A 25,292-nucleotide genomic window follows, 5' to 3' on the forward strand; every position below is an offset into this window, starting at 1 on the left:
TTACTGCCCTGCCAGTGCTTTTATCACCTTTTCCATGGCTTCACGCGTCAGTTCTGAACGCTGAATCTTGCTGTTGGCCAGCGCCGTACGCACTACGCCCGCAATCACGATATGTTTCGGTTCCTGGCCCAAATCGCGCATTTCGAGCACAACTTTACCGACCACTCGACACATCTCCTGGTACAGAACCTCGTCTTTACTCAGATTTCCCATTGCGCGCGCTCCCTGTTTTCCATTAATAATCAAAATATTATTGATTCAAATTTAATATAAATCAAATTGATGAATGTACACCTCTTTCCACCGCAAAACCGCCTTTTGCGGCGAGGAATTCATCAATAAACCTTACCACGTTGTTATAATACCTTACTGGAAAGGTTTTTATTTTGTTAATGTTAATCTTTCGAATTTTGAAACGCTGTTTTTATTTTCTTTTTGTGATGTTACACCGTATAATACGCGCCGATTCTTTCTTGAATGGTTTCAGCTCATTGAACTGTATTAATAACCAACATAATTATCGTACCCTTCAGTTTGCTGAACCACTAGCACACTTTCCTCTGCACGCTTTTTTGATGTCACCTATCCTTATGATGGCGTGGCGTCGCAAGTTTCGTAACACAGGTTTGACTCCGTGGCTGTGCGCTTATGGAGCGAGATTCCCATATCCTTCTCAACTTACTCAACTTAAAGACTAAGACTGTCATGAAAAAGACCAAAATTGTTTGCACCATCGGTCCGAAAACCGAATCCGAAGAGATGTTAGGCAAAATGCTCGATGCGGGCATGAACGTTATGCGTCTGAACTTCTCCCACGGTGACTATGCTGAACACGGTCAGCGCATCCAGAACCTGCGCAACGTGATGAAGAAAACCGGCCAGAAAGCCGCTATCCTGCTGGATACCAAAGGTCCGGAAATCCGCACCATCAAACTGGAAGGCGGCAACGACGTCTCCCTGAAAGCAGGCCAGACCTTCACCTTCACCACTGACAAATCTGTTGTCGGTAACAACGAAATCGTTGCTGTAACCTATGAAGGTTTCACCACCGACCTGTCCGTTGGCAACACCGTTCTGGTTGACGATGGTCTGATCGGCATGGAAGTTACCGCTATCGAAGGTAACAAAGTTATCTGTAAAGTGCTGAACAACGGCGACCTGGGCGAAAACAAAGGCGTTAACCTGCCGGGCGTTTCCATCGCGCTGCCTGCACTGGCTGAAAAAGACAAACAGGATCTGATCTTTGGTTGCGAACAAGGCGTTGACTTTGTTGCGGCGTCCTTCATCCGTAAACGTTCTGACGTGATTGAAATCCGTGAGCACCTGAAAGCACACGGCGGCGAGAAGATCCAGATCATCTCCAAAATCGAAAACCAGGAAGGCCTGAACAACTTCGACGAAATCCTCGAAGCATCCGACGGCATCATGGTTGCGCGTGGCGACATGGGTGTTGAAATCCCGGTTGAAGAAGTTATCTTCGCGCAGAAAATGATCATCGAAAAATGTATCCGTGCACGTAAAGTCGTTATCACTGCGACCCAGATGCTCGATTCCATGATCAAAAACCCGCGCCCTACCCGCGCAGAAGCCGGTGACGTTGCCAACGCCATCCTGGACGGCACCGATGCCGTTATGCTGTCTGGCGAATCCGCTAAAGGTAAATACCCGCTGGAAGCTGTGACCATCATGGCGACCATCTGCGAACGTACTGACCGCGTGATGACCAGCCGTCTGGAGTTCAACAACGACAGCCGTAAACTGCGCATCACTGAAGCCGTTTGCCGTGGCGCGGTTGAAACTGCTGAGAAACTGGACGCGCCGCTGATCGTCGTTGCGACCCAGGGCGGTAAATCTGCTCGCGCAGTGCGTAAATACTTCCCGGATGCCACCATCCTGGCGCTGACCACCAACGAAACCACCGCGCGTCAGCTGGTGCTGAGCAAAGGCGTTGTGCCGCAGCTGGTGAAAGAAATCTCCTCCACTGATGATTTCTATCGTCTGGGTAAAGAAGTCGCTCTGGAAAGCGGCCTGGCGCAGAAAGGCGACGTTGTCGTGATGGTTTCTGGCGCACTGGTACCAAGCGGAACCACCAATACTGCATCCGTACACGTACTGTAATAATTTACAGATCTATTTCAGATGCGAATAAAAAGCGCCCTTCGGGGCGCTTTTTTTATTACGTCTAATCACCATGCTCAATAAAAAAGCAAATCGGATTTTACTATTTAAACTAAAATTATCTAAGACGAATCCGATGGAACTCCCCTGTTTTCATAGAGTTTTTCTTTCGTTAGAGCGAAAGTCGATGCTTCTTTGAGCGAACGATCAAAAATAAGGGTTTTCGGATAAAAAAATATTCTCAAGATAAAAAAGTTTGTGTAATACTTGTAACGCTACATGGAGATTAACTCAATCTAGAGGGTATTTATAATGAATCGTACTAAACTGGTACTGGGCGCGGTAATCCTGGGTTCTACTCTGCTGGCAGGTTGCTCCAGCAATGCTAAAATCGATCAGCTGTCTTCTGACGTTCAGACTCTGAACGCTAAAGTTGACCAGCTGAGCAACGACGTGAACGCAATCCGTTCCGACGTTCAGGCTGCTAAAGATGACGCAGCTCGCGCTAACCAGCGTCTGGACAACCAGGCTCACTCTTACCGTAAGTAAGAGTTCTGGTAATAAAATGGCGCACATTGTGCGCCATTTTTTTTGCCTGTGATTTAACAATCGCTATTGCGTTACCGTCCCTGAAACCTCGCCTTCCGACACCACATCACCACGCTGACCACTCTGCATCGATAATGACGGCGCTGTAGCACGCGCTGCGCCATTTTCTCCGCTCACAGCGACCGGATACCCCGCCCGACGCGTCAACGCCTTCTGAAGCTGCTCCTTGCGCACATCAGCATGTTGTGCAAACTGCGTGAAGTCAGACGAGAGCGTGAAGCTCAGATTCTGCGTATCCTGTTCCGGGTTCTGCGACAGCGGACGATGCACTTCAACGTAACGCATGCCATTCGGCTCAACCGAATATTTTACCGGATCGTTGATAACGCGCACCGGCGTGCCGCTACGAACCTGGCTGAACAACGCTTTAATATCCGGCGCGTTCATGCGAATACAGCCCGAACTCACACGCAGCCCGACGCTGTCCGGCGCGCTGGTGCCATGAATCAGGTATTCACCGTTGCCATATGCAAGACGCAGCGCATAGCGCCCCAGCGGGTTATTCGGCCCGGCAGGCACCACGGCAGGCAGATGAATCCCCTTCGCCGCAGAACGTGCGCGAATGCCTGCCGGAGGCGTCCAGGTTGGGTTAGGGATCTTCTGCCCGACGCGGGTCGTCATCTCCGGCGTTTCGAGCCCCTGCAAGCCGATACCAATAGGATAAACCTGTACCTGATTTTCTCCCGGTGGGAAATAGTAAAGCCGCAGCTCGGCCAGATTAACGATGATGCCTTCACGCGGAGCATCCGGCAGAAGCATCTGCGATGGGATGGTCACGACCGTGCCCGGTCTCGGTACTGGCGCCATGGTGTTATTGGCTTCAATAAGCAGCATCGCCGCCGTATCGAAACGTCGCGCAATGGCCTGTAAGTTACGATCGCTCTCCTGAACCGTGTAGGTTTGGTTCTGACCAATCAGACGACTGTTGGCCGGAGGCAGCGGATAATCAACAGCCCAGGCGCTATGTACAGCGCTAAGAGCCGCTAAGATGCTAAGAGTTATAAGAGACGCGCGCTTCATATGGGATTCCTTATTCACATTCACTGACAAACCGCCAGAAAGCAGAACGGCCAGCGAGGCGGTTCCTGCCTCGCGTAACTGTATGAAAGCTGTCTATATTATATTAGCTGAAGTTAGCGACTTGCGCGCGAATCGCGCGAATCATGGCTTCCAGCCCCTGCGAGCGCGAGGGCGTGAGGTGTTGGGTCAGCGCCATCTGGCTGAACCACGGGCGAACGTCAAAAGAGAGAATATCGTCCGGCGTCATTTGGTCGTAGAGAATAAACACCACGGCAATCAATCCCTTCACGATTGCCGCATCGCTGTCACCCTGTAACTCGACCATGCCCTCAGCATTGCGAGAAACAACAATCCACACCTGACTCTGGCAGCCCTGAATACTGTTTTCCGGGTTATGCGCCTCAGGGCTTAACGGCGCGAGACGCTGACCCAGCTCGATAATGTAGAGATACTTCTCCTCCCAGTTTGCGCACCGGCCAAAATTACGCAGCAGCTTCTCTTTATCCGGTAAAGCAGCCATCGTTCCTCCCTGTTATCCCAATAAGTGATGAATGCGTCGCAGCCCCGTCACCAGGCGGTCGACCTCTTCAAAGGTGTTATACATCGCCAGCGACGCCCGGCACATTGCCGGTACCTGATAGAACGCCATTAGCGGCATCGCACAATGATGCCCGGTACGCACGGCAATCCCGTAGTTATCCAGGAAACTGCCGACGTCATAGGCGTGGTGTGTGCCGAGGTTAAAGGCGATGACGCCCAGTCTGTCCGCCGGGCCATAAAGATGGAGATCGGGCACGTCTGCCAGCGCGGCCAGGGCGTAATGCATTAGTGTTTGTTCATACTCGCCAACCGCTTCAAGGCCCAGTGCATTGAGGTAATCGAACGCCGCGCCAAGCCCAATTATGCCGCCCGTATTGGGCGTGCCAGCTTCGAAGCGCCACGGTGCTTTAGCCCAGGTCGTGCCTTCCGTCAGGCTGACGGTCGCAATCATCGAGCCGCCGCCTTCCCACGGCGGCATCGCCTGCAGTATCGCTTCTTTCACATACAGCACGCCGATCCCCGTCGGCCCGTAGAGTTTATGGCCCGAAAAGGCGTAGAAATCGCAGTCCAGCGCCTGCACATCCACCGGGTGATGCATCACCGCCTGTGCGCCATCGATCAGTGCTTTCGCGCCATATTGATGCGCCAGCGCGATAAGCGCCGCCACCGGGTTTTCTGTTCCGAGTACGTTCGACACCTGGGTCACTGCCAGCAGCCGGGTACGCTCATCAAACAGCGTCGGCGCAACATCCATTCGCAATGTGCCATCGACATTGAGTGGTATCACGCGCAGTTCCGCACCTGTACGGGCGCAAAGCATTTGCCACGGTACGATATTGGCGTGGTGCTCCATCGCGGTAATCACAATGTTGTCGCCTGCACGCACATTGTCACTGCCCCAACTGTTGGCTACCAGGTTTATCCCTTCGGTAGTACCGCGCACGAAAACCAGCTCTTCAGCGGAACGCGCGTTAAGGAAGTTTGCCGCTTTCTGGCGCACCTCTTCCATCCGCTGCGTCGCTTCAGCGCTCAGCGTATGAATGCCGCGATGCACCGCCGCGTAGCCGTGACGATAGAATTCTGCCTCTGCGCGGATCACCTGCTCCGGTTTTTGCGCGCTGGCGGCGGAGTCGAGATACGCCAGCGGTTGACCGTTCACTTCCCGGCTTAACACCGGGAAATCGGCGCGCACCTGTTGTACAGAAAATGTCATTGCGATCCCCCTGGCAAGCGCTGACCGATTCGCGTCAGGACTTGCTGTTTTAGCGCATCGTTGGCGATGGCTTCCGTCAACTCGGCGGCAAAGGCGTAGATAATAATTTTGCGCGCGTCGCGATCGCTTATCCCGCGCGAACGCAGATAAAAGAGCTGTTCATCATCAATGCGCCCCACCGTGGCACCGTGGCTACATTTGACGTCATCGGCATATATTTCCAGCTGCGGTTTGGTATCCGCCTCGGCCAGTCGCCCCAGCAGCAGATTGTTATTGGTCATCTGCCCGTCGGTTTTGATGGCGTGTTTCGCCACGTTAATCAGGCCATTAAATACCGCACGGCCTTTATCGCTGACGATAGTTTTGTGCAGTTGACGGCTGTTGCAATAGCCTTTGTTGTGCTCAAGCCAGGTACGGGTATCGCACACTTCCGTGTTTACCGGCATCGCTAGGCTGTTCATGCGTAAGGTGGTGTTTTCACCGTTTAACTGGCTGCTGGTGTGGTGTCGTGTTACCGCCGCGCCGAGCAGAAAACTGCTGCTGTGGGCGCTGGCATCCTGCCCCAGTTGTATGTCGTTATGGGCAAAGTGGAAGCTCTGCGGATTTTCAAAACCCAGCTTCAGATGATGCAGATGCGCGTTGTCCGCCACGTCCATGGTGAATCGCGCCCCGGTAAAGTGGCGTTGATCGTTCAGGCTGACGTAATGTTCTATCACCGTGGCCTCCGCCCCGGTTTCCAGCGCAATGTGGTGGCGATAATGGGCAGTGTTCATCTCCTCCCCCATCAGCCCCCGCGTGATATGCATCAGCAGCAGCGGTTTCGCCGGACGTTGATTACGCGCGACACGAATATGCGTCACCGTCGCCGCCAGGCTTTCGGTGAGATGCAGAAAAATTTCAGCGTTAACCGCTCCGGGTAAACCTTCACGCACGTTATTAACGGCAACCTCAAACCCGCTCTCTTCCAGCCCATCGCTCAGCCCCGGCGCAAACTGACCATCAACAAACACCAGACGCCACGCATCCACCGTTAAGGCCAGCGAATCGGGCGCAATATCTTCAAGCGTGGTCAACCGTGGCGCGACAAACTGGCTGTTGAGCAAGTTATCCAGCGCGGTGTATTTCCAGTCTTCATCTTTACGCGTCGGCAGCCCCAGTCGCAGCACCTGTTGCAGATGTTCACGCGCCTGCGGTGAGCGTTGAGCGCCCTGCGCTTCAAACAGATGATGCCACTGTTGCAGCGCGTTACTGCTGTTCGGTAAGCCAGCCATAGCCCTGCTCCTCCAGTTGTTTCACCAGGGTGAAGTCGCCAGATTTCACAATCCGCCCCTGATAAAGCACATGCACCACATCCGGCTTGATGTAGTCGAGAATGCGCTGGTAATGGGTGACGATAATGAACGACCGTTTACCGTCACGCAGGGAGTTCACCCCGTCTGCCACAATCTTCAGCGCGTCGATATCCAGCCCGGAATCCGTTTCATCCAGAATGCACAGCTCTGGCTCAAGCACCGCCATCTGCAAAATGTCATTGCGCTTTTTCTCACCGCCCGAGAAGCCGACGTTTACCGAGCGAGTGAGCAAATCCTGCGGCATTTTCAGCAGATTGATTTTCTCTTCCATCAGATCCTGAAAATCAAAACGGTCCAGCGCATCCAGACCTCGGTATTTACGTACCGCATTCAGCGCCGTTTGCAGGAAAAATTGGTTGCTGACGCCCGGAATTTCCACCGGATACTGGAAGGCCATAAAGATACCTTCCCCCGCCCGATCTTCAGGAGAGAGCTCCAGCAGGTCTTTGCCCTTGAAGGTGACCGCGCCGCCGGTGACTTCATAGTCTTCGCGTCCGGCGAGCGTGGCGGAAAGCGTACTTTTCCCGGAGCCGTTCGGCCCCATGATGGCGTGCACTTCCCCTGGTTTTACATCAAGGCTCAAGCCGCGCAGGATTTCTTTCTCTTCAACGGCAACCTGTAAATCTTTAATACTTAACATAGAGATCCCTTAATCCTTATCCGACGCTGTGTTCGAGGCTTATCGCCAGCAGTTTTTGCGCTTCCACGGCAAACTCCAGCGGCAGCTCGGAGAAGACGTCCTTACAGAAGCCATTGACGATCATTGAGATCGCATCGTCTTCGCTGATCCCACGTTGCAGACAGTAGAACAGCTGGTCTTCGCCGATACGCGAGGTGGTGGCTTCATGTTCCAGCTGTGCGCTGTTGTTGCGGCATTCGACATACGGGAAGGTGTGCGCGCCGCAGTCCGGGCCAATCAGCATCGAGTCACACTGGGTGAAATTACGCGCATTGGTCGCGGTCGGCATGATTTTCACCAGCCCGCGATAACTGTTCTGGCTGTGTCCGGCGGAGATCCCTTTCGAGATGATCGTCGATTTGGTGTTTTTGCCGATGTGGATCATTTTGGTGCCGGTATCGGCCTGCTGATGCCCGCTGGTCAGCGCCACCGAGAAGAACTCGCCAATCGAGTTATCACCGCGCAGTATGCAGCTCGGGTATTTCCAGGTGATGGCGGAACCCGTTTCCGACTGGGTCCACGACATTTTGCTGTTTTCGCCTTCGCACAGGGCGCGCTTGGTGACAAAGTTCAGGATCCCGCCGGTGTTGTTATCGCCGGGGAACCAGTTTTGTACCGTGGAGTATTTCACTTCCGCATCTTTGTGGATGATGACTTCCACCACCGCCGCGTGCAGCTGATAACTTTCACGCACCGGGGCGGAACACCCTTCGATGTAGCTCACATAGCTGCCTTCATCGGCAATCAGGATCGTGCGTTCAAACTGACCGGTTTTTTCGGCGTTAATTCGAAAATAGGTCGACAGCTCCATCGGGCAGCGCACACCTTTCGGGATGTAGATGAAGGTTCCATCTGACGCCACTGCCGCGTTCAGCGCGGCAAAAAAGTTATCGTTCGACGGCACCACCGTGCCCAGATACTGTTTCACCAGTTCCGGATGATCGTGGATTGCTTCGCCGAACGAACAGAAAATAATGCCCTGCTCAGAGAGTTTTTCCCGATAGGTGGTGGCCACAGAAACCGAATCGAATATCGCATCGACGGCCACTTCTTTGCCTTCGCGCACCGGTACGCCGAGCTGATTAAACGCCGCTTCGACTTCATCGGTGAGGAAGGTATTGGCGCCTGTCTGTTGCACCGCGCCAGGCTCAGAGGCACAGGTTTCATCGCAGTTACCGCAGGACGGCGCAGAGTAGTAGCTGTAATCCTGGTAATTGAGCGAAGCATAGTTCGCTTTCAACCAGTGCGGCTCTTTCATCTGCTCCCAGGCGTGGAAGGCATTCAGGCGAAACTCGAGCATCCATTCGGGCTCGTTGCGTTTTGCCGAAATGGCACGGACCACCTCTTCGTTGATCCCTTTTGCCAGTTCATCGGTCTTTAACTGGGTGAAGAAGCCCTCTTTGTAATTCAGCGGGCCGCCGGTCCAGGTTTTGACATCGTCAGTTGCTTCAGTATTGCGCGTCATAATCGTACCGCCTATACCCCAAAACTTTCGCCGCAGCCGCATTCGTTCTGCGCTTTCGGGTTATGAAATTTAAATATCTGATTTAATCCTTCGCGCACGTAATCCACTTCGGTGCCGTCGATAAACGGCATCGCCGAAAGAGGCACCCACAGTTTTGCGCCGTCAGACTCAAATAACAGATCATCGGCATGGGGCTCGGTTACCGTATCCAGCACATAGCCAAACCCGGCACAGCCGGTCTGCTTCACGCCGAGGCGCACGCCCTGCATACCTGGTTGTTTGCTGACCAGATTGCGAATTTGTGTTGCTGCCGCGGGCGTTAACGTCAGGCCACGCCAGGCAAAATCATTCGGATCAAACGTTCCAGAATCTACTTCCATTGGTCTACCTCATCGGTTAAGCCATCGAAGGCATAACACTATGTTAGTGATAATGATTATCACTTCAACCCATCTGCAACAGGGGTATTACCTTCGGACCTGTTTTACAGCGGCTTTTTATAAGCATAGACCCTGATTCTGCGGGCAACCGGGATAGATGATTTTTTACAACACTTTGAAAAATAATAGATTAAGAAGAGGTAATTACTGGAAGTGGTTGATGAATAAAACATGCATCGCTAATGCCTATTTATTTGATAGCTTTTCGGCCTCTCTGCGCCTTTCAGCTCACATCCTCGGTACGCTAACTTGCCGGATCGCCAAATCTGACCTAAATCATTGATGACCCCTTCAAAACTATCGGGAGAAATCATGGGTTATTATGTGCTTAAGAAGTCAGAAAAAGCCGTTGCGCAGCCGTGGTATTTTTTACTGAAGGCCGATAATCACGAAACCATCGCCACCAGTGAGATGTACTCGAGCAAGGACGCGGCGAAGAAAGGTATTGCCTCCGTTCAGAAGAACGGCGCGAGCGAAACGATTAAAGACGATACGGCGAAATAAACAAAAGGCCCAGGAATTTGGGCCTTTTGCATCTGTTTTACACCACGGCGGTGGTCAGGCGCGATGTGCAACACAAGCGCCCTTCCTCATCGAAGATTTCGATTTGCCACACCTGGCTGCGACGCCCGGTGTGGATCGCTTTACAGACGCCGCGAACCCGGCCGCTACGCACCGAGCGGATATGGTTGGCATTGATTTCCAGCCCGACAACTTTTTGATCGCCCTCGGTACAGAGATAGCCCGCCATTGAGCCCAGTGTCTCGGCGAGAACAACGGACGCTCCACCGTGTAACAGACCGAATGGCTGATGCGTGCGATGATCAACGGGCATCGTCGCCTCCAGCGCATCATTGGTTAACGCAACATAGCGAATATCCAGCAGCGCCATCATCGTCCCTTCGTTCATCGCATTCAGGGCATCGAGGGTCGTCTGTCGTCTCCAAATCATCCAATAATCTCCAGAAGTGCCTGTAACGGATGGCGCACGCCATTACCTTCCACGCGCTTCACCTGACTACGACATGAGTATCCGGTTGCCAGGCAGCGATTACGCGGCAGGCGTTGCATGGCCTGCTGCCATGATAGCGCATAAATCCCCAGCGAGTTTTGGTGGTTTTTCTTTTCGTGGCCATAGGTTCCCGCCATCCCGCAGCAGCCGACGTTGACGTTTTCCAGCTTCGCGCCAAACCGGGCAAAAATGGTGGCCCACTGTTTTGGCGCGGAAGGCAGTGCGGTAACCTCGGTACAGTGCCCAAACAAATACCAGGGCTCGCCGCCGGATTCGTGGCTATCGATACCGTCCAGTGCCTGAGGCAGCCATTCATGGACCAGCATGACGTTGAAGTCGCCGCGTTTATCGCCCAACACTTGCTTGTATTCATCGCGGTAACACAGCACCAGCGCCGGATCGACGCCCACCATAGGAATGCCCAATTCCGCCACACGATTCAGGTACTCCGCCGTTTTACGTGCGGTTTTGGTAAAGCGGGTGACGAAACCTTTAATATGCTGCGCTTTACCATTGGGTGAGAACGGCAGCAGCACAGGTTGAAGGCCCAGCTTATCGATCAGACGAATGAAGTCGGCCACCACCTGCGCATCGTAGTAGCTGGTGAAAGGATCCTGCACCACCAGCACGGTCATCGCTTTTTGTTCGGGTGTTAGCGCTTCCAGCTGTTCCAGCGTCATATTGGCGGAACGGTGAGAGATCATCTGCTTTTGTAACGATGGCGCGGAAAGCATCGGCAAATCAATCATGCCAATGTGTTTTTCCGACAGCTTGCGTACCAGCGGTTGATTCATAAAGAAGTTAAAGGTTTTCGGCGCGCGCGCCATCAGCGGCGCATAACTTTCAACCGTCGCCACCAGATGATCGCGTACCGGACGCAGATAACGCGTGTGATAAAGCTGTAAGAAACGCGCGCGGAAATCCGGCACATCAATTTTGATTGGGCATTGGGTGGAACAGGCTTTACAGGCCAGACAGCCCGACATCGCCTCTTTCACTTCGTGGGAGAAATCGTATTCTCCCTTACGCGCGTGCCAGCTGTTGCGGGTACGCTCAATCAATGAACGCAGGCTGGCGCGTTTGCCCGGCAGTTCTTTCTCCAGCAATAACGGATCGACCCCGCGATCGGCCAACAAACGCAGCCATTCACGCACCAGCGTGGCGCGCCCTTTCGGCGAATGAATACGATCGTTGGTTATCTTCATTGACGGGCACATCGGGCTTTTGGCATCGAAGTTAAAACATAACCCGTTGCCATTACACTCCATCGCCCCGCGCCAGGAGGATCGCACAGCAATCGGGATTTGCCGGTCAAAAGTGCCGCGTTTCACCGCATCCACTTTCATCATCGGCGCATCCACGCCTTCCGGCGGGCAGATTTTTCCAGGATTTAAGCGGTTAAGCGGGTCGAACGCTGCTTTAACCTTCCGCAGCTCGCCGTAAAGCGCATCACCGAAGAAGGCCGGGCTGTATTCCGCGCGGAAGCCTTTCCCGTGCTCACCCCACAGCAGACCGCCGTATTTCGCGGTGAGTGCCACCACATCATCGGAGATTTGCTTCATTAAAATCTCTTGTTGCGGGTCGCACATATCCAGCGCCGGGCGCACGTGCAGCACGCCGGCATCGACATGGCCAAACATGCCGTAGCTCAGGCCGTGGCTGTCGAGTAACGCGCGAAATTCAACGATGTAATCCGCGAGATGTTCCGGCGGCACGCAGGTATCTTCGGCAAACGGAATCGGTTTCGCTGCGCCTTTCGCATTGCCCAACAGACCAACCGCCTTTTTACGCATCGCGTAGATGCGCTCGATGCCGTCAAGCTCATTGCAGCGCTGCCAGCCAATCACGCCACCTTCCTGATTCGCGATAAGCGTATCCAGACGTTGGCATAACGATGTGACCTGCTCTTCAATCAGCGCGTCATCATCACCGGCGAATTCGACAATATTCAGGCCGAGCATCTCTTTATCGGGCACATCGGTGATCAGCTCACTGACCGAATGCCAGACAATGTCTTCCCGCGCCAGATTCAGGACCTTAGAATCAACCGTTTCAACCGACAGCGCACGGGCTTCCACCATAAACGGCGCATTGCGTAGCGCCGAGTTGAACGAGTCGTACTTAATGTTCACCAGACGACGCACTTTCGGCAGCGGAGTAATATCCAACCGCGCTTCGGTAATAAACGCCAGTGTACCTTCTGAGCCGGTGAGAATGCGGGTTAAGTCAAACTCGCTCATCTCGTCGTTGAAAACGTGTCGCAGATCGTAACCGGTCAGGAAGCGATTAAGTTTCGGGAACTTATCGATGATGAGCTGACGATTAGCGCGACACCCTTCAAATACCGTGCGGTAAATACGTCCGGAAGCAGACTGCTCTTTCGCCAGCGTTTCCGCCAGCGCCACTGGTACGGGTTGGGTATCCAGAATATCGCCGCCCAGTAGCACGGCGCGCACGCCTAAGACGTGATCGGAGGTTTTGCCGTACACCAGCGAGCCCTGCCCGGAGGCATCGGTATTGATCATGCCGCCCAGCGTCGCGCGGTTGCTTGTGGAGAGCTCCGGCGCGAAGAAATAGCCGTACGGTTTGAGATATTGATTCAGTTGATCTTTGATAACCCCGGCTTCGACCCGCACCCAACCCTCTTCGGGATTGATTTCAATGATGCGATTCATATAGCGAGACATATCAATGATGATGCCCTGGTTTAGCGCCTGCCCGTTAGTGCCGGTGCCGCCGCCGCGCGGGGTGAAAATGAGCGACTGAAAGCGCTCTTCCGCCGCCAGCCGGGCCAGCAGGGCCACATCCGCCGTTGAACGCGGGAACACCACCGCATCCGGTAACAGCTGATAAACGCTGTTATCGGTCGCCATGGTCAGTCGGTCGGCATAACGCGTGGCGGTATCGCCAGTAAAACCTTGTTGCTCCAGTGCTTGCAAATAATTCAGCACCAGTTGAACGACGCCCGGTGCCTGAGAAATCTGTGGGATCATGACGCTTGACCCTGTCTGAATAGTTAGTGTTGTTATACACGCGCAGCGTCGCCATGGGCGGGAAGCGCATGTTTAATCGTTTGCGTAGTGCATTCAACGTTGTATCACATTTTTTTCTTATGCGCCCGGTAGATTTAAGTGCAAAATCGGCCACTTAAATAGATTGATATTATTATCAATAAAAGGGTTTACGCCGCGCCAGCGTTCTGGCGCACAGAAGAAGGTAAATTTGATATATGAGTACGCTTCAACGTCCTCGCGATATACCGCAAATACTGCTATCGGTGCTGTTTTTGGCTCTGATGATCATCGCTTGTTTATGGATTATTCAGCCGTTTATTCTGGGCTTCGCCTGGGCGGCGACGATCGTTATTGCCACCTGGCCGGTACTGCTTCGTTTGCAACGCATGCTTTTTGGCCGCCGGGGCTTGGCGGTTCTGGTGATGACACTGTTGCTTTTTTTACTGTTCGTTATTCCCATCGCCTTGCTGGTCAATAGCGTCGTCGACGGCAGCGCGCCGCTGGTGCATGACATCACCTCTGGCACGCTGGAACTGCCCGACCTCGCGTGGTTGAACAGTATTCCGTTTATCGGCGCAAAGCTTTATCAGGGCTGGCACAGCCTGCTGGATATGGGCGGCAGCGCGATTATGACCAAAGTCCGCCCCTATATCGGCACCACCACCACGTGGTTTGTCGGCCAGGCGGCGCACATTGGCCGTTTCCTGCTGCACTGTGGATTGATGCTGTTGTTCAGCGCGCTGCTCTACTGGCAGGGCGAAAAAGTCGCCTTTGGCATTCGCTACTTCGCGACTCGTCTGGCGTCAAAACGTGGTGATGCCGCCGTGTTGCTGGCAGGCCAGGCCATTCGCGCCGTCGCGCTGGGCGTGGTGGTCACCGCGTTAACGCAGGCGATTCTTGGCGGTATCGGCCTTGCCATCACTGGCGTACCGTATGCCACGCTGCTCACGGTCGTGATGATATTTTCCTGTCTGGTACAGCTTGGGCCGCTGATCGTACTGATACCGTCAATCATCTGGCTCTACTGGACCGGCGATACCACCTGGGGCACCGTGCTGCTGGTGTGGAGCTGCGTGGTAGGCACCATGGATAACTTTATCCGTCCGGTGCTGATTCGCATGGGTGCCGATCTGCCGATGATTCTGATTCTGTCTGGCGTTATCGGTGGTCTGGTGGCATTCGGCATGATTGGCCTGTTTATTGGCCCTGTGGTGCTGGCGGTCTCCTGGCGTCTGTTTGATGCGTGGATGCATGAAGTGCCCCCGCCGACAACCGACCCGGACCAGGTTCTGGAAGAGTTGCAACAGTTTGATATGAGCGGAGAGAAGAAAGAGTAATTTTCCCGCCCCCACTTAAGCATTTCTTATCAATAAACCGTTGTTATGTTAACGGATGCCATCAAATGATGGCATCCGCACCTGTCTTAACTAAAAATCATTCACACTATTTTAACTATTGAGACGAATCCGATCGACGTGAAAATGTCGCATGCCTACTATTAGGACACGGTTATAAATCAACAGCTTGATTTATAAGCATGGAAATCCCCTGAGTGAAACAATGAATTGCTGTGTGTAGTCTTTGCCCATCTCCCACGATGGGCTTTTTTTTATCACTTCACATCACACCGACTCATCATGCGCCACATTTCGGGCAGAACCCGCGTCTCGCCGGTGACATTGACCGTTACCCGCCCCTGAATATCCGCCGACGATCGGCCAATCTGGAACTCAAACTCACCGGGCTCAACGATGCGTTGCCCCTGATAGCTGGTGAAATTGAGCATATCCACAGGTATCGTGAACGTGAGCGTGGCCGACTCGCCTGGCACCAGTGCCACACGCTGGAACGCTTTCAGTTCCTGGAGCGGCCTGACCATTGAGGCGATGTTGTCGCGCACATACACTTGCACCACTTCACTGCCGCTGCGCTCGCCGCTGTTTCTTACCGTCACGCTAAGCGTGACATCGCCATGAATATCCACGTTGTCGCTCTGCAACATCGGCGAGCCATAATCGAACGTAGTCCAGCTCAGACCGTAGCCAAACGGATACAGCGCACCAAAATGGAAGGCGAACGGCGTGCCGCCGTTTTTCAGCTTATGGTTGTAGTAAAACGGCATCGCTCCGGCACTTTTCGGCACGCTTACCACCAGCCTGCCCTGAGGTTCTGCACGACCGGTCAGCACATCGGCAATCGCCCAACCGCCCTCCTGGCCCGGCGCCCATGCCAGCATAAATGCCGCCACTTTCGACTCCAGCCCTTGCAGGTTATAGGGGCGTCCGCCCGTCATCACCACAATCACCGGTTTCCCGGTCGCCACCAGCGCTTCCAGCAGCTGTTGCTGCACGCCCGGCAGATGTAAACTATCGGTGTCTGACCCCTCGCCGACAGTTCCGCTCTGGAACAGCCCGGCGAGATCGCCCACGCAGGCAATCACCACGTCGCTTTCCAGCGCCGCGTTTACCGCATCGTCAATCAGCGAGATGTCGAGAGAGACCGGGGATGATTGCATCGGCTTACCTGAACTGTCTCCCGGGAACACCGGCGCACCGGCCAGGCGTTCTTTGATGATGTGGCAGCCTTTGGCGTAACGAACGTTATCCTCACTCAGATAGCTGCGCAGCGCCGCCAGCGGAGTAGTGACCTGCGCCGTGTTATCCACCATATCGCTGATGATCAGATGCACCGGAAAACTGTAGCCGCTCAACAACGCCAGCGGGTCGTCCGCCGTCGGCCCCACGACCGCCACGCGAGGTTTCCCTGCCAGCGGCAGAATGTTACGATTTTCCAGTAGCGTAATTGACCGCGTGGCGACCTCTCTTGCCACCTGACGCGTAGCGGGCGACTGGAGTGAAATGGCGCTTTCGTCGGTGTACGGATGCTCGAAGAGCCCCAGACGGAATTTTTCGGTGAGCAACCGCGCGACGATCTCATCAATTTTCGCCATGCTGATCAGCCCGCGTTCCAGCGCTTGCGCCAGATGACGCGCGCAATCATCTTTTGGCAGCTCAACGTCCAGCCCGGCATTAAAAGCCAGTGCCGCCGAGTGCGCGGCATCTTCACTGACGCCATGATGCTGATGCAACAGGCTAACGCCACCGTAGTCCGCTACCACGATGCCATCAAACCCCCAGCGTTCCCGCAGCAACGTGGTCAGCAGGAAGGCATCGCTGTGCCCCGGTTGATTATCGATATCGTGATACGCGGGCATCACCGAACCCGCGTTCGCCAGTTTCACCGCCATTTCGAAAGGCAACAGGAAGGTATCGTTGAGCTCGCGAAAACCCAGATGCACTGGCGCATGGTTACGCGCGCCTTCGCTAAAGGAATGACCGACATAGTGCTTAAGCGTCGCCAGCACGTCACGTTTTTCACCCTGTAGGCCATCAACATACGCGCAGGCCATCACGCCCACCAGCCACGGGTCTTCGCCAAACGTCTCTTCGGTACGCCCCCAGCGCACATCGCGCGACACATCCAGCACCGGTGCCAGCCCCTGTTTACAACCCGTTGTTCGCGCTTCTTCGCCAATCTGCTGCGCGGCGCGCCTGACCAGTTCAGGCTCCCATGTGGAACCGTAATTCAGCGAGGAGGGAAATAAAGTCGCGTCTTTGCACAACAAGCCCACCAGACACTCTTCATGGAACAGCGCCGGAATGCCAAGACGCGTCTCTTCCATCAACATTTTTTGCAGGCGATTAGCCGCGCGCACGCCCGTTTTCGCATCCACAATATGCGTACCCAGCGGACGCGTGATTTGACCGGCACCCAGCATTAAGCGCTCGCCCAGCGATGCCTGCTCGCTGACGCCGGAAAATTCATCGCTCATATCACTTCTTTCCCGGTGCTGACCGTCTTCAGACAGTACAAGCCAGTAGGCATGCATCTGGGCAAATTTTTCTTCGGGGGTCATGCGTGCCAGCAGGTCGGCAACACGCGCGTTCACAGGATACTGGGGATCTTTATAAATGGGGGTCATAGCCTTCTCCTGAACAGGTTGAGTAAAACCAGTATTCAGAAGCGCTACCGTGACAACAATTGTCTAAATTCGCAGAAGATTTACGTTTTTTGGTTTTTTAGTGGGAGTGTGATCGGTCGCAAATTAAGGCGGGTCTGATAAGTTAGAAATAAAAAAGCCCCCGACGTTGTGACCGTCGGGGGCTTATTCAAACGATTACTTATTCAATTCCGCCAGACTCAGCCAGGTTTGCACCACCGTGTCCGGGTTCAGGGAGAGGCTATCGATACCCTCTTCCATCAGCCATGCAGCGAAATCTTCATGGTCAGACGGCCCCTGCCCACAGATACCGACGTATTTGCCCTGTTTCTTCGCGGCGCGGATGGCCATCGACAACAGCGCTTTAACCGCGTCATTACGCTCGTCGAACAGTTCAGAGACCACGCCGGAGTCGCGGTCGAGGCCCAATGCCAGCTGGGTCATGTCGTTGGAGCCAATGGAGAAACCATCGAAATGTTCGAGGAACTGTTCGGCTAACAGGGCGTTAGACGGGATCTCGCACATCATGATGATTTTCAGACCATTTTCACCACGTTTCAGCCCCTGACGCGCCAGTTCGTCCACCACGGCTTTCGCCTGATCAACGGTACGCACGAACGGAATCATGATTTCAACGTTGGTCAGACCCATTTCGTTACGCACGCGTTTAACTGCGTCGCATTCCAGGGCGAAGCAGTCGCGGAAGCTGTCGGAGACGTAACGACCCGCGCCACGGAAGCCCAGCATCGGGTTCTCTTCATCCGGTTCGTAACGTTCACCACCAACCAGGTTAGCGTATTCGTTCGATTTAAAATCGGACAGACGCACAATCACGCGTTTCGGGTAGAACGCCGCGCCCAGCGTGGCGATCCCTTCCGTCAGGCGACCCACGTAAAACTCTTTTGGGGAGTCGAAGCCTTTCATCATCTCGCGGATTTCGTTCTGTAACGCGGGTTCCTGGTCATCGAACTCCAGCAACGCACGCGGGTGAACGCCAATCATACGGTTGATGATGAATTCCAGACGCGCCAGACCAACGCCCTCATTCGGCAGGCAGGCGAAGTCAAATGCGCGATCCGGGTTGCCGACGTTCATCATGATCTTCAGCGGCATGTCCGGCATGGTGTCAACGCTGGAACTCTTAACGCTAAAGTCGAGCAGGTCAGCGTAGACGTAACCCGTATCCCCTTCTGCACAGGAAACGGTGACTTTCTCGTCATCTTTCATGCGTTCGGTTGCGTCGCCGCAGCCGACCACCGCCGGGATACCCAGTTCACGCGCGATGATTGCCGCGTGACAAGTACGCCCGCCACGGTTGGTGACAATCGCCGCCGCTTTCTTCATGATCGGTTCCCAGTCCGGGTCGGTCATGTCGGTCACCAGCACATCGCCGGGTTCAATGCGGTTCATCTCACTGATGTCGTGAATAACTTTTACTGGGCCCGCGCCAATGCGATGACCGATAGCACGGCCTTCAGCAATGATTTTACCCTGTGAATGCAGCGTGTAACGCTCCATCACCTGGCCGCGAGAACGCACGGTTTCCGGGCGCGCCTGAACGATAAACAGTTTGCCAGTATGACCATCTTTGGCCCACTCGATATCCATCGGGCGGCCATAGTGTTTTTCAATCTGGACAGCCTGTTTCGCCAGTTCCTGCACTTCATCGTTGGTCAACGAGAAGACATCACGCTGCGCCTGCGGCACATCTTCAATTTTAACCTGCTTGCCGTGCTCCTGCGTTGGCGCGTAGACCATACGGATTTTTTTGGAACCCATGGTACGGCGTACAATCGACGGGCGATTAGCCGCCAGCGTCGGTTTGTGGACGTAAAATTCGTCCGGGTTTACCGCGCCCTGCACCACCATTTCACCCAGGCCCCAGGCCGAGGTGATAAAGACCACCTGGTCAAAACCGGATTCGGTGTCAATGGAGAACATTACGCCGGAAGACGCGAGGTCGGAGCGCACCATCCGCTGAACGCCCGCCGAGAGCGCTACGCCTCGATGGTCGTAACCCTGGTGGACACGGTATGAGATCGCGCGGTCATTAAACAGCGAGGCGAAAACGTGTTTGACCGCAACCAGTACCGCGTCGTAGCCCTGCACGTTGAGGAAGGTTTCCTGCTGACCGGCGAAGGAGGCATCCGGCATATCTTCTGCCGTCGCCGAGGAGCGCACAGCAAAGGATGCGTCCGCGTCATCCGCAGAGAGCTGGTTGTACGCGTCACGGATAGCAGTTTCCAGTTCGCTCTGGAAAGGTGTGTCGATGATCCACTGGCGGATCTGCGCACCGGCTTTCGCCAGGGCGGTAACATCATCAATATCGGTTTGATCCAACAGTTGATAAATGCGCTGATTCACGCCGCTTTGGTCGAGAAATTGATTAAATGCATCGGCAGTGGTAGCAAATCCGTTGGGGACCGAGACCCCCAGATCGGACAGGTTAGTAATCATTTCACCCAGGGAGGCATTTTTGCCCCCAACTCTGTCTACATCATTCATGCCGAGTTGGTTATACCAAAGCACCAGCGGTGACGAGCCATTGTTGGACATCGAGACAATCCTTTTTTGATTAAAAAAGCAGTGATTAAGAAACAACTGACTACTCAAATTATCCTGGCATATTTAAACAATTTAAAAAAACGGTGAATCGTTCAAGCAAATTAAATTTTTCTTTTTTAGGATTGATGCCAGTAATCTGTTAACCCTCTGATTCTGTGGGAAAGTCGTTATAAATCTGGGCGAAATCTGCATGTTTAGAAAAATGAACCGGACTTTTCATAAAAAATAAAAATAGCGTTCCATTTTCAGATATCAGACAAATGCGGTGGGGTTTTCTGCGAATTTAATTTATGCTTTCAGACAATTAACCTCACTTTTCTGGATTGTTAAAATGGAAAATGCAGTCGACAGGCAGGTTTTTTATATTTCTGATGGCACGGCGATTACCGCTGAGGTGCTGGGCCACGCGGTGATGTCGCAGTTCCCCGTGGTCATCAACAGCATTACCCTGCCGTTTATTGAAAGTGAAAGCCGCGCCCGCGCGGTGAAAGATCAGATCGACGCGATTTATCAGCAAACGGGCGTACGCCCGCTGGTTTTCTACTCCATTGTCATCCCGGAAATCCGCGACATCATTTTGCAGTGTGAAGGATTTTGTCAGGATATCGTACAGGCGCTGGTTGCCCCACTTCAGGAAGAACTTAAGCTCGATCCGACGCCGGTTGCTCATCGTACCCACGGGCTAAACCCGGGAAACCTGTTGAAATACGATGCGCGTATTGCAGCGATTGATTACACCCTGGCGCATGATGATGGCATTTCTCTGCGCAATCTCGATCAGGCGCAGGTTATTTTGCTCGGCGTTTCTCGCTGTGGAAAAACCCCCACCAGCCTCTATCTGGCGATGCAGTTCGGCATTCGCGCTGCCAACTATCCGTTCATCGCTGATGATATGGATAATCTGATCCTTCCTGCATCGCTCAAACCGTTGCAGCATAAACTGTTCGGCCTGACGATTAATCCTGAGCGCCTGGCGGCGATTCGCGAAGAGCGCCGGGAAAACAGCCGCTACGCCTCGATGCGCCAGTGTCGAATGGAAGTGGCGGAAGTTGAAGCACTGTATCGGAAGAATCAAATCCCCTGGATAAACAGTACCAATTACTCTGTTGAGGAAATTGCTACCAAAATCATGGACATCATGGGTTTAAGCCGCAGAATGTACTAACGAACTAGTACAATGCGGAAAATTTGTTTATCATAACGCCGTGAATGAATGCACATCACGCCCCGCTCTTGAAATCAGCCGGGATTGGTTTATCGTGATGTGCATCACTTCCCGGCGTTTTGTCTGGCGAAGAAACAAATTTCTGAGAAACTCATGAATAAGACCGATGAATTGCGTACTGCTCGTATTGAGAGCCTCGTTACGCCTGCTGAACTTGCTCAGCGTTACCCCGTCTCCCCGGATGTTGCCGCCAGCGTCACTGCTTCTCGTCAGCGGATTGAAAAGATCCTCAATGGCGAAGATCGTCGTTTGCTGGTGATTGTCGGGCCTTGCTCTATTCACGATCTTGATGCGGCGATGGATTATGCGCGTCGTCTGCAAACCCTGCGCGAAAAGCATCAGGGCCAGCTGGAAATCGTGATGCGCACCTATTTCGAAAAACCGCGTACCGTTGTTGGCTGGAAAGGATTGATTTCTGACCCCGACCTGAACGGCAGCTACCGGGTTAATCACGGCATTGAGCTCGCGCGAAAACTGCTGTTGCAGGTGAATACCCTCGGCGTGCCGACCGCGACCGAATTTCTGGATATGGTGACCGGTCAGTTTATCGCCGACCTGATTAGCTGGGGCGCGATTGGCGCGCGTACCACCGAGAGCCAAATCCACCGCGAAATGGCTTCTGCGCTCTCCTGCCCGGTCGGCTTTAAGAATGGCACCGACGGTAATACACGTATTGCTGTCGATGCGATCCGGGCCGTGCGCGCCAGCCATATGTTCCTGTCGCCGGATAAAAACGGCCAGATGACCATCTACCAGACCAGCGGTAACCCATACGGGCATATCATCATGCGTGGCGGTAAAAAACCGAACTACCACGCCGACGATATTGCTGCGGCCTGCGATACGTTGCATCAGTTTGATTTGCCAGAACATCTGGTCGTCGATTTCAGCCACGGCAACTGCCAGAAGCAACATCGCCGTCAGCTGGATGTTTGCGATGATATCTGCCAGCAAATTCGCAACGGCTCGACCGCTATCGCCGGTATTATGGCCGAAAGTTTCCTGCGCGAAGGCGCGCAGAAGATTGTTGCCGATCAGCCGCTCACCTATGGGCAGTCCATCACCGATCCGTGTCTGAGCTGGGAAGACACCGAAGTGCTGCTGGAAAAACTGGCTGCCGCAGTCGCCACTCGCCTTTAGTCCTCTCCTCCCTGTCGCACCCGCGATGGGGAGTTTCTTATCCCCTTTTGCTTTCTCTTTTCACAAAAAAACGTTGCACACGCTTACTCATTATTGATAATACTTATCATTGTTGTTTTTATTACTATTTTACTTTTTTATGACGCTTATGGATGACAACGCAGAAAACGTTACCGTTAGGGACAATACCCCCCGTCCGCAAAATCACGATCGCCGGGTTAACAGCGAGGCGTTATTAGGCGAAGAAGGCCGCGTGGTAATAGAACATGAAGGTCAGCAGTATCTGCTACGCCAGACGCAGGCAGGAAAGCTGATATTGACGAAGTAAGCGGCGCAGAATTGCCTGATGCGCTTCGCTTATCAGGCCTACGTCCTGGTGCATGTGTAGGCCGGGCAAGCGCAGCGCCCCCGGCATGTTGTTCAGCTGGAACAACTCACTTCCAGCCGTTTACCCCAATCGGGCGGGCGCTGAGCATAATCATCGTCGCGATCAACCCACGGATTTCTCAGTGCTTCGTGCAGCCGATGGAGTTCCTGATAATCGCCCTTCTCCGCCGTTTCAATGGCCCGCTGCGCCAGCCAGTTGCGTAACACCATTGCCGGATTCACCTGCTTCATCGCCTGCTGGCGTTTCGCATCGTCGATGCCTTCCGGCTGTATGCGCGCCCGGTATTGCGCAAACCAGTTATCAAAGGCGGCACGGTCGATAAACTCGTCGCGTAATGGCGATGCGGCGCTTAACTGTTCCGTTTCGCTCAACATACGGAAAGTACGTGTGTAATCACTGCCCTCTCGCGCCATAAGTGCAAACAACGCGTTAAGCAGATCGTTATCGCCCACCTCTTCCGTAAAGAGCCCCAGTTTTTGACGCATACGCGTGCCATATTCGGTAAATAATGCAAGCTGATAGCCATCAAGCGCATCATTCAGCGTATCAACATCGATAAAGGCAGAGAGCGACTGCGCCAGACGTTGCAGGTTCCATAACCCCACCGCCGGCTGATTCTCAAAGCTGTAGCGTCCCTGATAATCCGAATGATTACAGATAAAGCCCGGCTGGTAGTCATCAAGGAAGCCAAACGGGCCGTAATCAATCGTTAGCCCCAGAATCGACATGTTATCGGTATTCATTACGCCATGCGCGAAACCGACCGTTTGCCAGCGCGCGATCATCTGCCCGGTGCGCGTAACCACGTCACGGAACCAGAGTGCGTAGCGATCCGCTTCCTGCTGAAGATGCGGCCAGTGGTGGCGAATAACAAAATCGGCCAGTTGCTGGACCTTGTCCATTTCACGAAGATAGTAGAAATGTTCAAAGTGGCCGAAACGGACATGACTTTGCGCAATACGCATGAGCATAGCGCCCTGTTCAACGGTTTCACGCTGGATGGGCGTATCACTGGTTACAATGGAAAGCGCGCGCGTAGTAGGAATACCGAGATAATGCATCGCTTCCGAGGCCAGGCTTTCACGAAGCGTGGATCGCAACACAGCACGGCCATCGCCCATCCGCGAATACGGGGTTAAGCCTGCGCCTTTGAGATGCCAGTCCACCGACGTGCCGTCATCCAGTTGCTGTTCACCCAGCAGGATGCCGCGTCCATCGCCCAGTTGCCCCGCCCAGACGCCAAACTGATGGCCGCTGTACACCTGCGCCAGTGGCCTCATTCCTGGGAGCAAGGCTTCTCCGCCCCACACGCCAGCGCCTCGTTCAGGCGCAAAGAGGGATGGTTCGATCCCGAGTTCATTGGCAAGCGGTGTGTTATGCCATATCAGGCGGGCATTCTGTAGCGGCGTCGGATTGAGCTCGCTGTAAAAACCTGGCAGCTCATCGCGCCAGCGGGTATTAAAAGACAGGGTCATAGGTCCTCCTGCCTGTAGTGTATGAGTTAATGCCCGTTTAAACACCCGGCAATCCGCAGGGTTATCCCTGCACCAGCGTCAATAGAGAGGATTCCGGCACGGCGGGCCATAGCTCGCCCAGCATACCGCTGAAGCCGAAAGGTAATACGCGTTCACGCGCGGATTCCGTATTAATCCCCGCAATCATGATGCTTTGGCAATAGGGCTGAACTTGCGTGGTGATGGCGCGAATAAAGGGCTCGAAGGATGCAGAAGACAGTTGGCGCTGAACAAACTGACGATCGATAACAATGCGCTGAAACAATCCAGCAAATACGGCGCGCGTAGAGGCTTCACCGGAGCCAAAGTTTGCTAACGCCAGCGGGAAGCGTTTTGCCAGAAGTACGAGCGGATGAGTGTCGTCAGGCTGGTTGAGCCCAGGGAAGCGTTCGCTCACCACCAGCTCGACAAACGGGTAACGTGAAACCTCGGCTGCCAGCATTGCGTCCATGAGTATGGCGTTAGCAATCGCAGGCGTAATAGCAAGCCACGCCGTCACCTGCTGCTGAATAAAAAACAGTTGGCAGGTATTAAGCAGCGCGAGCTTTTCGCGAAATAGCACTAATTCCTCATCGGGCGTCAGTTTCGGCAAGATGAGATTCGTCGGGATACGTACAGAGTTCTCTACACCAATAAAATGTGCAACGACTTTCAAACCAATCAGTTTGCCATCAGCATTTCGGACAGGTAGAAATAACAGCTCTGAACGCCAGGCACGGTCAAGGGTTACAATCATTGCGACAGCCCTTCTCGATAAGTCATTTCAAGGGTCCTGAAGTCACAAAACAATAAACGTGGGTCGATTGATTTTAGTCGGATTGCTTTCATTTTCCGTTTTATTTTCGCATTCCTTCGCTGGAATGTAATGATTGTAATCGAAAATCATAGATTAATACAATCTATGACCAGGTAGCTTTCAGATTGTTAACAAAAACAATAATGAGTCGTAATCTGTTTTTTAAATACCATTAATTTAAATACGCCGAAGGGGCATCACG

General features: G+C 53.7%; 23 protein-coding genes and 1 other RNA gene. 9 read left to right on the plus strand and 15 right to left on the minus strand.

From position 1 onward, the window contains the following. The gene (gene fumD, locus AC1MKH_RS13810) at positions 1-213 is read right to left on the minus strand and encodes a fumarate hydratase FumD (RefSeq protein ID WP_149462668.1); all 213 of its coding nucleotides are present in this window, start codon (positions 211-213) and stop codon (positions 1-3) included. Between the two features lie 227 nt (positions 214-440). On the opposite strand from fumD, the gene ynhH reads away from it, so the two are divergent. The 3 genes from ynhH to AC1MKH_RS13825 all read left to right on the plus strand — a co-directional run bounded on the left by ynhH (position 441) and on the right by AC1MKH_RS13825 (position 2,667). Continuing rightward, positions 441-698 carry a protein YnhH gene (gene ynhH / locus AC1MKH_RS13815; RefSeq protein ID WP_436650259.1) on the plus strand — a complete coding sequence of 86 codons (258 nt, stop codon included), beginning with the start codon at positions 441-443 and terminating at the stop codon, positions 696-698. Positions 699-705: 7 nt separating this feature from the next. Next, positions 706-2,118 carry a pyruvate kinase PykF gene (gene pykF, locus AC1MKH_RS13820; protein ID WP_276220023.1) on the plus strand — a complete coding sequence of 471 codons (1,413 nt, stop codon included), beginning with the start codon at positions 706-708 and terminating at the stop codon, positions 2,116-2,118. A gap of 312 nt (positions 2,119-2,430) precedes the next feature. Beyond that, positions 2,431-2,667, plus strand: coding sequence for a major outer membrane lipoprotein (locus tag AC1MKH_RS13825; protein WP_007374746.1), 237 nt, complete (start codon positions 2,431-2,433; stop codon positions 2,665-2,667). A 63-nt stretch (positions 2,668-2,730) separates the two neighbouring features. Here AC1MKH_RS13825 and ldtE read toward each other — a convergent pair whose 3' ends face one another. The 7 genes from ldtE to sufA form a co-directional block, all read right to left on the minus strand. Further along, positions 2,731-3,747, minus strand: coding sequence for a L,D-transpeptidase LdtE (gene ldtE / locus AC1MKH_RS13830; RefSeq protein WP_276220022.1), 1,017 nt, complete (start codon positions 3,745-3,747; stop codon positions 2,731-2,733). 103 nt (positions 3,748-3,850) lie between these two features. After that, entirely contained in the window at positions 3,851-4,267 is a 417-nt protein-coding gene (gene sufE / locus AC1MKH_RS13835) for a cysteine desulfuration protein SufE (RefSeq protein WP_276220021.1), read from the minus strand. Positions 4,268-4,279: 12 nt separating this feature from the next. After that, positions 4,280-5,500, minus strand: coding sequence for a cysteine desulfurase SufS (gene sufS, locus AC1MKH_RS13840; protein WP_276220020.1), 1,221 nt, complete (start codon positions 5,498-5,500; stop codon positions 4,280-4,282). Next, a complete protein-coding gene (gene sufD / locus AC1MKH_RS13845; RefSeq protein ID WP_276220019.1) occupies positions 5,497-6,771 on the minus strand; it encodes a Fe-S cluster assembly protein SufD in 1,275 nt (424 codons plus the stop codon). The genes sufS and sufD overlap by 4 nt, the downstream gene beginning before the upstream one ends. Then, the gene (sufC, locus tag AC1MKH_RS13850) at positions 6,746-7,492 is read right to left on the minus strand and encodes a Fe-S cluster assembly ATPase SufC (RefSeq protein WP_276220018.1); all 747 of its coding nucleotides are present in this window, start codon (positions 7,490-7,492) and stop codon (positions 6,746-6,748) included. The genes sufD and sufC overlap by 26 nt, the downstream gene beginning before the upstream one ends. A 16-nt stretch (positions 7,493-7,508) precedes the next feature. Beyond that, the gene (sufB, locus tag AC1MKH_RS13855) at positions 7,509-8,996 is read right to left on the minus strand and encodes a Fe-S cluster assembly protein SufB (protein ID WP_276220017.1); all 1,488 of its coding nucleotides are present in this window, start codon (positions 8,994-8,996) and stop codon (positions 7,509-7,511) included. 11 nt (positions 8,997-9,007) lie between these two features. Next, entirely contained in the window at positions 9,008-9,376 is a 369-nt protein-coding gene (sufA, locus tag AC1MKH_RS13860; protein ID WP_015964198.1) for a Fe-S cluster assembly scaffold SufA, read from the minus strand. A gap of 372 nt (positions 9,377-9,748) precedes the next feature. On the opposite strand from sufA, the gene AC1MKH_RS13865 reads away from it, so the two are divergent. Beyond that, positions 9,749-9,940, plus strand: a complete 192-nt coding sequence (locus AC1MKH_RS13865; protein ID WP_276220016.1) for a YegP family protein — start codon at positions 9,749-9,751, stop codon at positions 9,938-9,940. A 37-nt stretch (positions 9,941-9,977) separates the two neighbouring features. Here AC1MKH_RS13865 and menI read toward each other — a convergent pair whose 3' ends face one another. Then, positions 9,978-10,388: a 1,4-dihydroxy-2-naphthoyl-CoA hydrolase gene (gene menI, locus AC1MKH_RS13870; protein ID WP_276220015.1), complete on the minus strand. Its 411-nt coding sequence runs from the start codon at positions 10,386-10,388 to the stop codon at positions 9,978-9,980. Beyond that, on the minus strand, positions 10,385-13,441 hold the full coding sequence (ydiJ, locus tag AC1MKH_RS13875) for a D-2-hydroxyglutarate dehydrogenase YdiJ (RefSeq protein ID WP_276220014.1): 3,057 nt from the start codon (positions 13,439-13,441) through the stop codon (positions 10,385-10,387). Before ydiJ ends, menI begins: the two co-directional genes overlap by 4 nt. A gap of 236 nt (positions 13,442-13,677) precedes the next feature. Between ydiJ and ydiK the strand changes: the two genes are divergently transcribed. Beyond that, complete coding sequence (gene ydiK, locus AC1MKH_RS13880) at positions 13,678-14,799, plus strand: AI-2E family transporter YdiK (protein ID WP_276220013.1); 1,122 nt, start codon at positions 13,678-13,680, stop codon at positions 14,797-14,799. A 168-nt stretch (positions 14,800-14,967) separates the two neighbouring features. Continuing rightward, positions 14,968-15,075, plus strand: an RNA gene (gene rprA, locus AC1MKH_RS13885) — antisense sRNA RprA. On the opposite strand, the gene AC1MKH_RS13890 is transcribed toward rprA, so the two are convergent. Further along, positions 15,075-17,444, minus strand: a complete 2,370-nt coding sequence (locus AC1MKH_RS13890; RefSeq protein ID WP_276220012.1) for a glycoside hydrolase family 3 N-terminal domain-containing protein — start codon at positions 17,442-17,444, stop codon at positions 15,075-15,077. The two genes, rprA and AC1MKH_RS13890, sit on opposite strands and share 1 nt — an antisense overlap. A gap of 195 nt (positions 17,445-17,639) precedes the next feature. Beyond that, entirely contained in the window at positions 17,640-20,018 is a 2,379-nt protein-coding gene (gene ppsA / locus AC1MKH_RS13895; RefSeq protein WP_276220011.1) for a phosphoenolpyruvate synthase, read from the minus strand. 340 nt (positions 20,019-20,358) lie between these two features. Between ppsA and ppsR the strand changes: the two genes are divergently transcribed. The 3 genes from ppsR to hemP all read left to right on the plus strand — a co-directional run bounded on the left by ppsR (position 20,359) and on the right by hemP (position 22,720). Continuing rightward, positions 20,359-21,192, plus strand: coding sequence for a posphoenolpyruvate synthetase regulatory kinase/phosphorylase PpsR (gene ppsR / locus AC1MKH_RS13900; protein ID WP_015964190.1), 834 nt, complete (start codon positions 20,359-20,361; stop codon positions 21,190-21,192). A gap of 153 nt (positions 21,193-21,345) precedes the next feature. Beyond that, positions 21,346-22,392 carry a 3-deoxy-7-phosphoheptulonate synthase AroH gene (gene aroH / locus AC1MKH_RS13905; protein WP_276220010.1) on the plus strand — a complete coding sequence of 349 codons (1,047 nt, stop codon included), beginning with the start codon at positions 21,346-21,348 and terminating at the stop codon, positions 22,390-22,392. Positions 22,393-22,531: 139 nt separating this feature from the next. Then, the gene (gene hemP / locus AC1MKH_RS13910) at positions 22,532-22,720 is read left to right on the plus strand and encodes a hemin uptake protein HemP (protein ID WP_015964188.1); all 189 of its coding nucleotides are present in this window, start codon (positions 22,532-22,534) and stop codon (positions 22,718-22,720) included. Here hemP and AC1MKH_RS13915 read toward each other — a convergent pair. The 3 genes from AC1MKH_RS13915 to AC1MKH_RS13925 all read right to left on the minus strand — a co-directional run bounded on the left by AC1MKH_RS13915 (position 22,679) and on the right by AC1MKH_RS13925 (position 25,030). Further along, positions 22,679-22,825: a hypothetical protein gene (locus tag AC1MKH_RS13915; RefSeq protein WP_276220129.1), complete on the minus strand. Its 147-nt coding sequence runs from the start codon at positions 22,823-22,825 to the stop codon at positions 22,679-22,681. The two genes, hemP and AC1MKH_RS13915, sit on opposite strands and share 42 nt — an antisense overlap. Further along, positions 22,813-24,255 carry a protein adenylyltransferase SelO gene (gene selO, locus AC1MKH_RS13920; RefSeq protein WP_276220009.1) on the minus strand — a complete coding sequence of 481 codons (1,443 nt, stop codon included), beginning with the start codon at positions 24,253-24,255 and terminating at the stop codon, positions 22,813-22,815. Before selO ends, AC1MKH_RS13915 begins: the two co-directional genes overlap by 13 nt. A gap of 61 nt (positions 24,256-24,316) precedes the next feature. Beyond that, entirely contained in the window at positions 24,317-25,030 is a 714-nt protein-coding gene (locus AC1MKH_RS13925; RefSeq protein WP_276220008.1) for an EAL domain-containing protein, read from the minus strand. Between the last annotated feature and the right edge of the window lie 262 nt (positions 25,031-25,292).

Source organism: Pseudocitrobacter sp. CD920760 (genome assembly GCF_057782505.1).